This window comes from Micromonospora mangrovicola (assembly GCF_047200535.1).
Taxonomy (GTDB): domain Bacteria; phylum Actinomycetota; class Actinomycetes; order Mycobacteriales; family Micromonosporaceae; genus Micromonospora.
In genome coordinates, this window is the sequence record NZ_JBJZOG010000052.1 from 17,924 (window position 1) to 31,955 (window position 14,032).

The window sequence follows — 14,032 nt, forward strand, 5'->3', positions numbered from 1 at the left end:
CACCGGGAGCCGGCACCCCGGCGACCGCCGGGTCCCGGTTCCCCGCGACTGGTGTAACCGTCAAGAGCGCTCGCGGCCGAAGGCGGCGGCGTCCAGGTGGCGTTTGGAGCGTTTCTGGAGAGCTCGCGCGTACGGTCGCCCGCAATGTCTCGCGAGGAGGGAGCGCCATCCCTCGCTGTGGCAGCGGCAAACCACCGACGAGAAGGAGTTCGACGATGAAAGTGCGTCTACTGCTCGCCACCGTCACGGTGTGTGTGCTCGCAGTCGAGCCGGCCGCCGCAGCGGCCCCGGTCGCGCCCACAACCGTCGCCGTTTCGTCCACGGCCGGTAGCCCGTTCGCCGACTGCGCCGCCGACCTTCCTGACCTCCAGCGCTCGCTCGGCGCGGTCGATTTTGCGAACAGCGAGGTCGAGCCGTATCTGGCGGTCAACCCGACAAACCCAGACAACCTCATCGCCGTCTGGCAGCAGGATCGCTGGAGCGGCGGCGGCGCCAGGGGCAACCTCGCCGGGGTGAGCTTCGACGGCGGAGAGACCTGGGAGACGGTCGTGGTCACGAGGTCGTCCGCCTGCACCGGAAACGCCTTCTGGGCGCGGGCCACCGACCCGTGGGTAACCTTTTCTCCGGACGGGACCGCGTACTTCATGCACCTGGGGGTCTACTCGCCGCTCGTCCCGCTTCCGGACACCTTCGCGGTCGACGGCATGCTCGTCACACGCTCGCACGACGGGGGCCTGACCTGGGAGGAGTCGACGGAGCTCGTCCTCGACACCTCCGCGACCTCCATGCACGACAAGAACACGATCACCGCCGACCCCAACAACAGCAGCTTCGTGTACGCGGTCTGGGATCGGCTCAACAGCCCACCGTCCGACAACGGTAACCCGACGGCCTTCGAGAACGCCGCTGTGTTCGCGGGCGACACCATCTTCACGCGCTCGACCGACGGCGGCGAGACCTGGGAGCCGATCCGCACGATCCTGAAGGCTTCGGCGTACGACCAGACGATCGCCAATCAGATCGTGGTCCGTCCCGCAAGCGCGGGCGGAGATCTGGTCAACGTCTTCAGCCTCATCCACGAGAAGTCGAATACCGGCGAATCGCGTGGCTGGAACGTCGCAGCTCAGACCTCGAGCGACCATGGCGCGACCTGGTCGACAGCGGTCACCGCGGCCAGAATGCTGCCGAATCCGACCGTCGACCCGGACACGGGCCTGCCCGTGCGCGCCGGCGCTATCGGCGTGGACGCTGCCGTCGATCCGACGAGTGGGAGCGTCTTCGCGGTCTGGCAGGACGCGCGGTTCAGCGGCGGTGCCTACAACGACGTGGCGCTGATCGCGTCGACCGACGGTGGTCGCACGTGGTCGCGTCCGATCGCCGTCCCGCGCGCGCTCACGGGCGTCGCCGGTCTCAACCGCCAGTCCTTCACCCCGCAGGTGCACGTCTCAGCCGACGGCCGGCTCGCCGTCAGCTACTACGACTTCCGACGGAACGACGGAAGCGGGGCGTCCGAGACCGACTACTTCGTCAACCAGTGTGCGGCGCCGGACGTGAGCGAGCCCGATCTCTGCGACGGTGACTGGGTGGAGAGCCGCGTCACGGCGCAGTCATTCGACATCCGGACGGCGGCAAAGCCCGACGACCGAGGGTTCTTCCTCGGCGACTACGTCGGGCTCGCGGACGTCCCCGGCGCCTTCGCCACCGCGTTCTCCGTGTCGTCAGCGGGCGATCCGGCGACGGTCCACTACAGCACCGTGCCCTTCACGCCGTAGCCGGATGCTCGAGCTCAGCGAGCTCGATCGGCGGCCGGGCCCTGAGGCGTCGCAGGCGGGAGCGCGTGTCTCCCGCCTGCGAGCCGTGATCGCAGGTGACCCGTACTATCCGAAAACTCGGTTTCGGCTACGCGGCCTGCTCCTATTCGTTGATCAACCCGTGCAGACCTTCCTGCGTCGCACCCCCGGTCAGACGCTGGCGGCCCGCCGTGACCGGCACCGTACCCGCCATTCTCCGACCCCTCCATCCCCGACCAGCCGGACCGGCACGGCGGCGCGGTCGAGCAGGCTCGCCGCGACAGCGGCCCGGTGGCCGTTCGAGCAGATCACCCACACCGGTTCGGTACGGGCAAGTTCGTGCAGGTGCGCCGGGAGGTCGGCGACGAAGACGGTGCGGCTGCCGGGGATCCTGCCCCACTGCCACTCGAGTGGCTGACGGACGTCGAGCACCGCCGGCTGTTCGCCGCGGACGTACGCGTCGCAGAGATCGTCGGCGCTGACGAGGGGATACGAGGAGACGTCGCCGCCGTGCGAGCGCCACCGCTCGACCCCACCCGGCAGGTATCCCTTCACGTTGCTCCAGCCGATCCGGATCAGCTGCGTCATCACCTCCGGCAACGACTCCTGTGCCGGTTCGGGCAGGATCAGCAGCATCGGGGCGTCGAACGGCAGCAACCATCCCACGTAGCTCGCGAAGCCGGAGTTCAGTTCGATGTTGACCGAGCCGGGAATGTGGGCGGCGGCGAACGCCGCCCGGTCACGGGCGTCGACCACCCACACGCCGGCCCGCAGCGCCTCGGTGACGTCGGCCGGGGTGACCTCGGGCGGCTGCGGCAGCGTGCCGAGCGCGGGAGCGCCCGCCCGGTTGATCGGGGCCATGTGCGTGTAGTAGCTCGGGTAGGCCATGAGCTCGCCGGACAGTTCCTCGGCGAAGCCGGCGAAGTCCGTGGCGAGCAGGAGCGGGTTGCGCTGGCGCTCGGTGCCGATGAGGCTGGTCGGCGAGGTGGACGGCATCGCCGCCACGCAGAAGCTGCCGGCACCGTGGGTGGGTAGCACCCGCACGTCGTCGGGAAGCGCCGCGAGTCGGGCAAGGGTGGCGTGCTGGTCCCGGGTCAGGCGGTCGGTGAGGTCCGGGCCGAGCAGGTCGGTGCGCCCGGCGCTGCCCACCAGCAGGCTGCCCCCGCTGAACAGGGTCCGCGGCTCCGTCGTTCCTGGCTGGTGGGCGAGCCAGGCGAGGTGCTCCGGAGTGTGGCCCGGCGTGGCCATGGCAACCAGCCGCAGATCGCCGACGGCGACCTCGTCGCCTTCGTCGACCGGCCGGTGCGGAAACTCGTAGCCGCCTCGGGCGGGCAGCACCAGCTCCGCGCCGGTGGCGGCCCGCACCTCGTGCGCACCGGAGACGTAGTCGTTGTGCACGTGCGTCTCCAGCACCGCACGCACCCGTACGCCGAGCTTCTCGGCCGCGGCAAGGAACCGCCAGGCGTCCCGCTGGGGATCGACCAGGACCGCCTCGTCGCCGGAGCGCAGGAGATAGCTGTTGTCCCCGAGCCCGGGCGTGGTGAAGACCTCGAAGTCCATGACACACCGCCTCACGTTTTGGTCGGCAATCAATTGACTAATTGAAGACCCAAGAACTAGCGTCTGTCCATGGCGCTTGGTCCCGGACCGATGCTCGAGGAGACCGCGGCCCGGTTCGCCCTCCTCGGCGATCCGACGCGGCTGCACCTGTTGAGCCTGCTGTGCGAGCGCGGCGAAACGTCCGTCGGCGAGCTGGCCGAGGCCGCCGGGATCTCGGTCGCCAACGCGTCCCAACACCTGCGGAAACTGACCCTCGGCGGGGTCCTCGGCCGACGCAAGGTCGGCAATCAGGTCTTCTACCGAGTCGTCGAGAAGACGATCGAGCGGCTCTGCGAGATCGTCTGCGCCAGCGTGCAGCACCGGGCACGCCTACTGGAAACCACGACCACAGAGTCCTAGCCGGGAGGGCGCAATGCCGCACGAGCCCGCGCCGCCAGTCATCGCCCGCTCGATCAAAACGGGCCCACCCAGCCCCGCGTGGGCGAAAGTCATCGACCAGACGAAATGCGTGGGCTGTCACGCCTGCACCACGGCATGCAAGTCGGAGAACGAGGTTCCGCTCTCGGTGACCCGCACGTTCGTCAAGAACGTGGACGTCGGTGTATTCCCGCAGGCCCGGCGGGCGTTCCAGGTCACCCGCTGCAACCAGTGCGCCGACGCGCCCTGCGTGGCCGCCTGTCCCACCAGTGCGATGTACGTTCGGGAGGACGGCATCGTCGATTTCGACAAGAACGCCTGCATCGGCTGCAAGGCATGCATGGCGGCCTGTCCGTACGACGCGATCTTCATCAATCCCGAGGACCACTGCGCGGAGAAGTGCAACTTCTGTGCACACCGGCTGGAGGTGGGGCTTGAGCCGGCCTGCGTGGTCGTCTGTCCCACCCAGGCGATCATGGTCGGCGACCTGAACGACCCCGACTCCGCCGTGGCGCAGATCGTCAACCGCGAGCCGGTGTCGGTTCGCCGGCCGGAGAAGGGCACCAGGCCCAAGCTGTTCTACAAGGGTGCCACGCAGGCCACGCTGGATCCGCTCGCCGCGGCCCGACCCGAGGGCGACACCTACGCCTGGGTCGAGCAACCAGCCGGTCCACACATCGTGCAGGGACCGACCACCGCCCAGTCCAGCAGCGCCGCCGCCATCATCTCGTACGACGTCGCGCACCGCGCGCCATGGGACTGGCGGGTCAGCGCCTACACGTGGACGAAGAGCATCGCCGCCGGGGCGTATCTGGTTCCCCTGCTCCTGGTTCTGCTGGGCAGGCTCGACGCCGCCAGCCCGCTCTGGGTCTGGATCGCCCCGGTCGTCGCCGCCACGTTTCTTGCTCTGACCGCAGCCCTGCTGATCTGGGACCTCGAACACCCGGAACGGTTCTACCTGATCCTGACCCGGCCACAGTGGCGCTCCTGGCTGGCCCGCGGCGGGATCATCCTGGGTGGCTTCGCCGCCGTACTCGGGCTGCACCTGCTCGCCGCGATCATCGGCACTCCCGCATTGCGGACCGTCGCGGCCGTCGCGGGACTTCCGCTGGCCCTGCTCACCGCGGTCTACACCGCGTACCTGTTCGCTCAGGCCAAGGCACGCGACCTGTGGCAGAGCCCGCTGCTCCCGCCGCACCTGGCGGTGCAGGCGATTCTCGCCGGCGCGGCGGTGCTGCTTCCGACCGAGGCGTGGCGGGCCGGTGACGTGACCGACGCGCTGGGCTGGGTGCTCGGCGGAGCAGCCCTGGCACACCTGCTGTTCGTGTTCGGCGAGGTCACCCTGCCGCATGTCACCGCCCACGCGAGGCTCGCCACGTCCGCGATGACCGGCGGCCGGTACCGCTGGCACTACCGGGCCGGCCTGGCCCTGGTGGCGCTCGCCCTGCTGGCCGCGGCCGGAGTCGTGTCGTTCGGCCTGGGCGGTGCGCTGGCCGTCGCGGCCGGTGCGGTCGCGCTCGCCGGCCTCGCCCTGCACGAACACGCCTACGTCCAGGCCGGCCAGTCGGTCCCCCTCGCCTAGGAGACGCCGCAATGACACGAGTTGACGACATCGCCGGCCGGGTCAGCGCGGCCCGGGCCGAGGCCGAAGCCCGAGGCGAGACGTTCTACCCCGGGCCGAGCCGGATCCACCTCGCCGCGTTCCCGCCGAAGGAGCGTTGGGACGACTGGGTGGAGCTGGAGTCCCGGGACTGGCCGAAGCGGACCGAGCGGCACTACCTGCTGGTGCCGACCACCTGCTTCAACTGCGAGTCCGCCTGCGGGCTGCTGGCCTACGTGGACCGGGACACCGCCCAGGTCCGCAAGTTCGAGGGCAATCCGGAGCATCCCGGATCGCGTGGGCGCAACTGCGCCAAGGGCCCGGCCACCATCAACCAGGTCACCGACCCGGACCGGATTCTGCAACCGCTCAAGCGGATCGGCGCCCGCGGTGAGGGACGGTGGGAGCCGGTCAGCTGGGAGGTTGCGCTCGACGACATCGCCAGCCGGATCCGCACCGCCATCGTCGAGGACCGACGGAACGAGATCATGTACCACGTCGGACGGCCCGGCGAGGACGGCTTCACCGAGCGGGTGCTGGCCAGCTGGGGCGTGGACGGGCACAACTCACACACCAACGTCTGCTCCAGCGGCGCGCGGGCCGGCTACCACTTCTGGACCGGCATCGACCGACCCAGCCCCGACCACGCCAACGCCGACGTCATCCTGCTGGTCAGCTCCCACCTGGAGGCGGGGCACTACTTCAACCCGCACGCACAGCGGGTGATGGAGGCGAAGCAACGCGGCGCCAAGCTGATCGTCTTCGACACCCGGCTGTCCAACACCGCCACCCACGCCGACCACTGGCTCTCCCCGTACCCCGGATCGGAGCCGGCCATCCTGCTGGCCATCGCGTCGTACCTGCTGCGCAACGGGCTGCATGACCGGGAATTCATGCGACGCTGGTGGAACTGGGCAGAGTACCTGGCCGCTGAGCACCCCGAGCGGGCCCCCGTGTTCGAGGAGTTCGAGGAGCTGCTGGGCGAGCTCTACGCGCCGTACACGTTCGAGTTCGCCGCCGCCGAGTCCGGCATCGACGCGGCAACCGTCCAGCGAGTGGCCGAGCTGGTCGGCGACGCCGGCACCCGGCTGTCCACCCACACCTGGCGTTCGGCCAGCGCCGGCAACCTGCACGGGTGGCAGGTGTCCCGCACGCTGTTCCTGCTCAACGCGATGCTCGGGGCGGTCGCCACCCCGGGCGGCACCCACCCGAACGCGTGGAACAAGTTCGTGCCGCGGCCGATCCACACCCCGCCGCACCCCGGCACCTGGAACGAGCTGACCTGGCCGCTGGAGTATCCCCTCGCCCTCAACGAGCTCTCCTTCCTCCTCCCGCACTTCCTGAAGGAAGGCCGAGGCAGACTCGACGTCTACTTCACCCGCGTCTACAACCCGGTCTGGACCAACCCGGACGGGCTGAGCTGGATGGAGGTCCTCACCGACGAGACCATGGTCGGACTGCACGTCGCGCTCACGCCGACCTGGAGCGAGACCGCCTTTCTCGCCGACTACGTGCTGCCGATGGGGCTCGGCCCCGAACGGCACGACCTCCACTCCTACGAGCAGTACGACGGGCAGTGGATCGGCTTCCGTCAACCGGTGCTGCGCGCCGCGCGGGAGCGGCTCGGCGAGCAGGTCACCGACACCCGCGAGGTCAACCCCGGGCAGGTGTGGGAGGAGAACGAGTTCTGGATCGAGCTCTCCTGGCGCATCGACCCCGACGGTAGCCTCGGCATTCGGCAGTACCACGAGTCGAAGGAGCAGCCGGGTACGAAGCTGTCGGTCGACGAATACTACGGCTGGATCTTCGAGAACTCGGTGCCCGGCCTGCCCGAGAAGGCCGCCGCCGAAGGGCTGACCCCGCTGGCGTACATGCGCCGGTACGGCGCGTACGAGGTGCGCAAGGGAATCGGCCCGATCTACGAGGAGCCCGTCCCCGACGACCAGCTCGTCGACGTCGGCGAGGACCACTTCGGCCGGGTCTACACCCGTGCCCCGGCGCCGGCCTCCCCCAACATCGTGCCGACGGCCGCGCCGGAACCCGACGACCACGGCCGCCGGCCGGTCGGCGTCCGCGTCGAGGGCGCGGTCCGCCGCGGCTTTCCCACCCCCAGCGGCCGGCTGGAGTTCTACTCCCGCACCCTCGCCGACTGGGGTTGGCGGGACCAGGCCGTCCCCGGGTACGAGCGCAGTCACGTGCATCCGGAGGCGATGGATCCCGATCAGGTCGTGCTGATCTCCACCTTCCGCCTCCCGACGCAGATTCACACCCGCGGTGGCAACGCCAAGTGGCTCGACGAGCTGGCGCACACCAACCCGCTCTGGATCCACCCCCGCGACGCCGCCCGGATCGACATCGGCAACGGAGACCTGGTGACGGTGGAGACCGAGATCGGCTCCTACGTGGTGAAGGCCTGGGTCACCGAGGGCATCCGGCCCGGGGTCGTGGCCTGCAGCCACCACATGGGCCGATGGAAGCTCGCCGCACAGGGTGAGAACAGCCAGCGGCAGATGATGGCGACCGTCGACCTGGCCCGGGACGACGGCCGGTGGCGGATGAAGCGGCTGGCCGGGGTGTCGCCGTACCGGTCCAGCGATCCGGACACCGCCCGGATCTGGTGGAGCGACGTCGGGGTGCACCAGAATCTCACCTTCCCGGTGCACCCCGACCCGATCTCCGGGCAGCACTGTTGGCATCAGGCGGTAAGGGTGCGCAAGGCCACGCCCGCCGAGGCGTACGGGGACATCGTCGTGGACACGGCCAAGGCCCACGAGGTCTACCGGCGGTGGCTGGAGCTGGCCCGGCCGGCCCATCGGCACTCGCCGGACGGCACCCGTCGGCCGTACTGGCTGATGCGGCCGTTGAAGCCGGCCAAGCCCATCTTCAACCTCCCCGCGGAGGACGGCTCCCCGGTCCGAGAGGGGGAAGCGCTCCGATGACCACGCTGCCGCTGGCCGAGTCCGCGCCCGGTCACGCCCGGAACCGCGCGGAGCTGTTCCGGGCGCTGGGGGCGCTGGCCGAGGCGCCCGGTGAAGCTCAGCTGCGCCTGGCCGATCTGCTCGGTCTGCCCCGGCCGAGCGGCGAGCAGTGGACCGAAGCATTCGTGGTGCAGCTGGTTCCGTACGCCTCCGTCTACCTCGGCGCGGAGGGCATGCTCGGCGGTGAGGCCGCCGACCGGGTAGCGGGCTTCTGGCGGGCGCTGCGGCAGCCGGTACCGTCCGACGCCGACCACCTGGCCGCGCTGCTCGGGCTCTACGCGGCGCTGGCCGACGCGGAGTGCGACGAGCCGGCCGGTCCGCGGCGGACGATGCGTCGTCAGGCCCGGGTCGCGCTGTTCCACGAACACCTCGCGAGCTGGCTCCCGGCGTACGTCCGCGCGCTGTCGGACAGCGGCCCGGCGCCGTACGCGCAGTGGTCGCGGTTGCTGCACGACGCGCTGCTGGCGGAGGCCGCCGAGGTCGGTCCGCCCGACCGCCCACCGGCGCACCTGCGTGACGTGGCGCCGCTCGGCGACGGCGGCAACCTCGACGGCCTGCTGACAGGTCTGCTCACGCCGGCCCGCAGCGGCATCATCATCACCCGCGCCCATCTGGCGACCGTGGCCCGCGGCGCCGGCCTGGGCCTGCGGCTGGGTGACCGGCGACGGGTGCTGCGGGCACTGCTCGAGCAGGATCCCGCTGTGACGCTGGCGGCCCTGGCCGGGCAGGCGCGCGAGTGGCGGGCGCGGCACCGTGCCGACGAGTTGGTCGTCGGACCGGCAGCCCGGCACTGGGCAGAACGTGCGGCGATCACGGCGGATGTGCTGACGGCTGCACAGCGAGAGGCATCCGTGATCGCGGAAAAGTTCAGTCACGACGATCGCCTGTAAGGGCAGGAGATGGAGGAAGCAGATGACCTCCGAGCTTCACGCAGAGCTTCCGGTAGAGGCTCCGGATGTGTCCCCGCCGGGCACGAAGGTCGGGCTGACCGAGGAGGATGTCCGCAACATCGTCCGCGACGAGATCAAGCGGGCGTGGGCAGGAAACCCTGCTTCCCGCCGGGCCGCCCTGGTCGCCTCCAAGGGGACCCTCGACTGGGCGTACCCGCCGCTCATCCTGAGCACTGCGGCGGCCGCCGCCGGCCTGCAGACGTCGGTGTTCTTCACGTTCTACGGCCTGAACATCATCCACCGGGACGCCGAGCGCAAACTCCTGGTCGATCCGGTGGGCAACCCGGCCATGCCGATGCCGGTGCCAATGCCCGACGTGCTGACCGGGATGCCCGGAATGAAGGCACTGTCCACCAGGATGATGAAGGCGAAGTTCGCGAAGAACAATGTGGCAAGCGTCCGCACCCTGCTCGACGAGGCACGCGAACTCGGGGTGCGGCTCATCGGCTGCCAGATGACCATCGACGTGTTCGGGTACACCCATGACGACTTCGTGGAGGGCGTGGAATTCGGCGGCGCGGCCGCCTTCATGTCAGAGGCCCGCAAGTCCCACGTGACCATGTTCATCTAGGAGGAGACCCGTGACCACCGACATCCAGGCGGACGAGATCGTCGACGCTCGTGATCTGATGTGTCCGATGCCCGTGCTCGCGGCCACCAAGGCGATGCGGCGGCTGAAGCCGACCCAGGTGATCAAGGTAATGGCCACCGACAAGGGGGCATCGTCCGACATCCCGGCGTGGGCTGAGGACAACGGCTACGAACTGCTCTCCAACGGCACCGAGGACAACGTCCTCGTCTTTTTCATCCGCAAGACCGAGGAGTCCTGAGCTCAGAGGCCATTCGGGATCTCCGGATGGCCTCTTCTGATCTTGTACGGCAGCGAAGTACAGCGACCCTGATCGTTTCATCACACCGAGGAAGTCGCATCCTCACGTGCAACGTCCGGTCGATCGACAGAACGTCGGTCGCCTCGCCACACTTGAATCGTGCGAAGGTCTCTGGGCGATGGTTGGTCGGTCGAGCTGTTCGGTCCTTGGACGCGGGAGCGCACCAGCGACCATGTCGCAACGTGGCGCACATCAGGTCGGACGATGCGTGTCGCCCCAGGAGACGAATGGCGGTGCGCCGACGGGGCTGACACCATCGCCTGGCTGGAGACTGTCTTCATCAGCGCAGACACAACTGACCTCGCGTGGGCCTTCGAGGCTTGGCGTTCGGTGACTCGATCAGTCGACGAGCGGGTGCCGGTCCCGGGCAGCGTGCCCGATCCGTTCCCGTTTCAGCGGTCAACGGCGGGTCGCAGGGGCAGAATCGGCCGGTCTCAGTAGTCGTCTTCCAAGGCGAAGCGGCTACTTGATCCGAAAGCCAGTGCAACGCCCAGGCTGAGCGTCATCACGACGATGACAACGTGCCACCTGACGACGAGAGAGATGGCTGTCAACCAGCCGGGAGGTCGTACGGCGCGGTGATCGTGAAGTTGTTGTCGATCGTCTTCACCACTGCGGTCCCTGGGCTGCCCGAACCGCGCCGCTGAACCCATCCGGTCAAGGCGTTCAGCAGACCGACCGGGTCGTCCTGCACCCCCCGGCAGCAGCTACGGCAACGCATCACGCGGGAGGTCGACATAAACGCGGACCCATCGGTCGCGACGACGGCCCGGGTCGCCGTTCCGCCATATCCGCAGTTGTTCACCCACCGCCTCCACCGCGGGCCTGGGTCGTGACCCAGCCACGGCGAGCGGCCGGTGAGTGCCTGCGCCCAGTCCCGCCAGCCCGCTTCCGGCTCAGCAGGGTTGCTGGTACCGCGGTCGGCCGATGGCGCCGTCGACCACCGGTGTGACCGAATCGAGCGGCCATCCAGTCATACCGGCAGAGGCCCAGCGAAGCAGCGAGGAGAGCGGACCGTGGAACGGCATCTGCGAGAGCATTTCGAACGGGCGGTTGACGACGACCCTGGCGTCGCGCCCGACGACATGGCACACGCCGCCATCATCGAGGGTGTCCGGCTGCGCCGTCGACGAAACCAGCTGACTGCGGCGGCAGTGGCGGCCGGCATGGTCGTCGTGATCGGCGCGGTTGCCGGTCTGAACCTTCCGTCCGGTCGCTCGGCGGCGGATCAGCCGGTGACGGTCGCCGCGGCGATGATGCCGGTGGTGGCTCCTTCTTGCACGCCGCGCCCGGTGGAGCGCGACGCCACCGACGTGGTCATCTTCCTCGGCGCGGAGATAACCGACCGGCAACGAGCGGCGCTCGAGACCGCGCTGAGCGCTGATCCGCAGGTGCAGAACCTGATCTTCGAAAGTCGCGGGCAGGCGTACGAGAGATTCCGGACCCGCTGGGCGCACAATCCAGATCTCGTCGCGGCGGTCACCGCCGACCAGTTCCCCGAGTCGTTTCGCCTGCGGTTGGTTGCGGCCTCGCAGTACACCGCCGTCCGCTCCCGGTACGCGACGATGGACGGCGTCGAGGAGGTCATCGGCCGTAGGTGTCCGAAGGACGCCCCGGTCGGAGGGCTCCAGTGACCGACAGCGACACCGTGACACCGGCTCGATCCGCCGCGGCCACTGCGACCGGAGCTCTGAGTGGATGGGGTGCGGGTCGCCGTCGCGCAAGAATTGCCCGGGATGAGGAGTTCACGGCTTTCGTGGAGTCCGTCAGCACCCGACTACGCCGCAGCGCCTACCTCATGTGCCGGGATTGGCATCTCGCGCAGGATCTGACCCAGCACACCCTCGCCAAGATGTACTCAGTCTGGGAGCGGATCCGCAACGGCACGAACCTCGAGGCGTACAGCAGGCGGGTGCTGATGAATGCCGTATTCGACCAGCAGCGGCGGCGCAGTGGATCCGAGATCGTGCTGGCCGAGCTGCCGGAGCGGCCGGACGGGACGCCCTCCGGGGCGCCGGAGCTGCGCATGGCGCTGGTGGACGCGTTGGCGCGTCTGGCGGTCGAGGACCGGGCGGTCCTGGTGCTGCGCCACGCCGAGGACCACAGCGTTGACACCGTGGCCGCGATCCTCGGTGTGTCCGCATCGGTGGTCAAGATGCGTAACGCTCGGGCACTGAGCCGGTTACGAACGTTACTCGGGGAGGATTTCCTCGACCATTGAGAGAGCGATAGGGCGTTCTTTCGTTCACGCGTTTGATGGACGGTATTGACGCCCCCGCGTCCACGGGGTGGCGTAGCACGCTCTCCGACGCCCCGTATCCTGCTTGCCGCCGGACAGACCCAAGCCCCCGTCGCCGGCAAGCCGCTGGACACCAAATGTGCTCTCGGTACCGCGCATAGGGGCGGCGTATGGGTCGGCGATCGGTTGCCGATAGGCGGTCGCCGGTAGACCTGCAACGGTCAGTTCATCGATCGAAAAAGGGTCGTGATCATGGGCTCGGATGCCGTACGTGGCATCAATCGGCGGCGGTTGGTCCAGTGGGGCGGGTTGGCGGCCGAAAGCGTGGTGGCGGCCGGCGCACCGCTGGTGGGCGCCCAGCTAAGCCACGCCGCCCCCGGCCCAACCGACCCCGACGCGGCCCCACACCCGCCCACCCGTCGTTCATGTCATACGGGATTTCAGCCAAGATCATCAACGACCAGTGGGTGATCGGGCACAGCGAGGCCAGCGGCGGCAGCGCCCCAACTGGAACATCTACCCGGACACCGAAGGGGTCGGCGTTATGCTCTGCAACCGCGACGGCCCGCCGATGCAGGAGATCATGTCGGACGGCGGTGGAGGTGGCATGGTCGAGGGGTGGCACGGCTGGGTCGGTACGTTCAATGGGGTGGCACTCATAACGGTGGCCGCACTGCCGTTGGCCGCGCTGGCGGTGTGGGCTCTGGCGCGCACTCGGAGTGACGCCGGTACCGCGGCGGCATGGCGGATGTCGCTGGCCGAGGTTGGCATCGTCTACGGGACGGTGCCGTGGGTATGGATGATCATGTTGCGGGGCGACCAGGCCGGCTCCGTTCCCGGTCGGGTGAGCCTGGTGCCGCTGCGGGATCTGCTCACGATCCTCGCCGGCGGGCCGCTGACGGTGACGGTTCAGATCGTCGGCAACCTGCTGGTGTTCGCGGCGCTGGGGTTCCTCGCCCCGCTGCGGTTCGCGGCGCTGGCGTCCGTACCACGGATCCTGGTGCTCGCTGCGGGCTGCTCGGTCCTGGTCGAGGCCGCGCAGTACGTCCTGCAACTGGACCGCGTGTCCTCTGTGGATGACGTACTGCTCAACACCGCCGGCGCCGGGCTGGCCGCGCTGGCGTCGCACCGCTGGTGGGGCGCTACGGCCACAGCGTCGTCAGATCGACCTCGATCGGCCCCGGCACCGAGACGCTGAGCCGCCTTCGGGCCTGTCCGGCTCCGTGGCAACATTTCAGCCGGACCGGGCTGGTCAGTGTCGCGGTGATCGCCGTCGGTATGGTCGGCCAGCAGCACGACCAGCGTGCGCTGCATCGCCCGCCATGCCACCGAAATCGCAGCCGCGGGCCTCGCCGATGCGGTGCGCCAGATGCAGCGCCCGGCCAACCACGAGTTGTCCGGTACGAGACCGCGTCGCAGGTCGAACTGCCGGTCGCGGTACTCACGGACCGCGTCGAACAGCGGCGGCTGCCGCCAGTCCGATCGCGGCTTCGCCGCCACAGGCGGTGCCGGCTTGAGAGGTCGGCCCTCCGCCCCGTACCGGCAGCCGCCAGGCGGGGCGCGGCGACCCGCTTGGCGCCGATCGCCAGGAACAGCTGATGGTGGCGC

General features: G+C 69.4%; 12 protein-coding genes. 10 read left to right on the forward strand and 2 right to left on the reverse strand.

The features are described from left to right. The first annotated feature begins 215 nt into the window (after positions 1-215). Positions 216-1,772: a sialidase family protein gene (locus ACL02O_RS20565; protein ID WP_412819735.1), complete on the forward strand. Its 1,557-nt coding sequence runs from the start codon at positions 216-218 to the stop codon at positions 1,770-1,772. Between the two features lie 189 nt (positions 1,773-1,961). Here the strand turns inward: ACL02O_RS20565 and ACL02O_RS20570 are convergent, their stop codons facing one another. After that, positions 1,962-3,350: a rhodanese-like domain-containing protein gene (locus ACL02O_RS20570; protein ID WP_412819736.1), complete on the reverse strand. Its 1,389-nt coding sequence runs from the start codon at positions 3,348-3,350 to the stop codon at positions 1,962-1,964. Positions 3,351-3,419: 69 nt separating this feature from the next. Between ACL02O_RS20570 and ACL02O_RS20575 the strand changes: the two genes are divergently transcribed. From ACL02O_RS20575 to ACL02O_RS20600, 6 genes are all read left to right on the forward strand, one after another. Next, positions 3,420-3,749: an ArsR/SmtB family transcription factor gene (locus tag ACL02O_RS20575; protein WP_412819737.1), complete on the forward strand. Its 330-nt coding sequence runs from the start codon at positions 3,420-3,422 to the stop codon at positions 3,747-3,749. A gap of 166 nt (positions 3,750-3,915) precedes the next feature. Further along, positions 3,916-5,349 (forward strand): 4Fe-4S dicluster domain-containing protein, encoded by a 1,434-nt coding sequence (locus tag ACL02O_RS20580; RefSeq protein ID WP_412819738.1) that lies wholly within the window; start codon positions 3,916-3,918, stop codon positions 5,347-5,349. 11 nt (positions 5,350-5,360) lie between these two features. Continuing rightward, on the forward strand, positions 5,361-8,306 hold the full coding sequence (locus ACL02O_RS20585) for a molybdopterin dinucleotide binding domain-containing protein (protein ID WP_412819739.1): 2,946 nt from the start codon (positions 5,361-5,363) through the stop codon (positions 8,304-8,306). After that, positions 8,303-9,235, forward strand: coding sequence for a molecular chaperone TorD family protein (locus tag ACL02O_RS20590; RefSeq protein ID WP_412819740.1), 933 nt, complete (start codon positions 8,303-8,305; stop codon positions 9,233-9,235). The genes ACL02O_RS20585 and ACL02O_RS20590 overlap by 4 nt, the downstream gene beginning before the upstream one ends. Positions 9,236-9,257: 22 nt before the next feature. Further along, a complete protein-coding gene (locus tag ACL02O_RS20595) occupies positions 9,258-9,866 on the forward strand; it encodes a DsrE/DsrF/DrsH-like family protein (protein ID WP_412819741.1) in 609 nt (202 codons plus the stop codon). Positions 9,867-9,876: 10 nt separating this feature from the next. After that, positions 9,877-10,125 carry a sulfurtransferase TusA family protein gene (locus ACL02O_RS20600; RefSeq protein WP_412819742.1) on the forward strand — a complete coding sequence of 83 codons (249 nt, stop codon included), beginning with the start codon at positions 9,877-9,879 and terminating at the stop codon, positions 10,123-10,125. 610 nt (positions 10,126-10,735) lie between these two features. Here ACL02O_RS20600 and ACL02O_RS20605 read toward each other — a convergent pair. Further along, entirely contained in the window at positions 10,736-10,879 is a 144-nt protein-coding gene (locus tag ACL02O_RS20605) for a hypothetical protein (protein ID WP_412819743.1), read from the reverse strand. Positions 10,880-11,042: 163 nt separating this feature from the next. Between ACL02O_RS20605 and ACL02O_RS20610 the strand changes: the two genes are divergently transcribed. The 3 genes from ACL02O_RS20610 to ACL02O_RS20620 all read left to right on the forward strand — a co-directional run bounded on the left by ACL02O_RS20610 (position 11,043) and on the right by ACL02O_RS20620 (position 13,622). After that, on the forward strand, positions 11,043-11,819 hold the full coding sequence (locus tag ACL02O_RS20610; protein ID WP_412819744.1) for a permease-like cell division protein FtsX: 777 nt from the start codon (positions 11,043-11,045) through the stop codon (positions 11,817-11,819). 14 nt (positions 11,820-11,833) lie between these two features. Beyond that, positions 11,834-12,406 carry a SigE family RNA polymerase sigma factor gene (locus ACL02O_RS20615; protein ID WP_412819758.1) on the forward strand — a complete coding sequence of 191 codons (573 nt, stop codon included), beginning with the start codon at positions 11,834-11,836 and terminating at the stop codon, positions 12,404-12,406. 481 nt (positions 12,407-12,887) lie between these two features. Continuing rightward, the gene (locus ACL02O_RS20620; RefSeq protein WP_412819745.1) at positions 12,888-13,622 is read left to right on the forward strand and encodes a VanZ family protein; all 735 of its coding nucleotides are present in this window, start codon (positions 12,888-12,890) and stop codon (positions 13,620-13,622) included. The last annotated feature ends 410 nt before the right edge of the window (positions 13,623-14,032 follow it).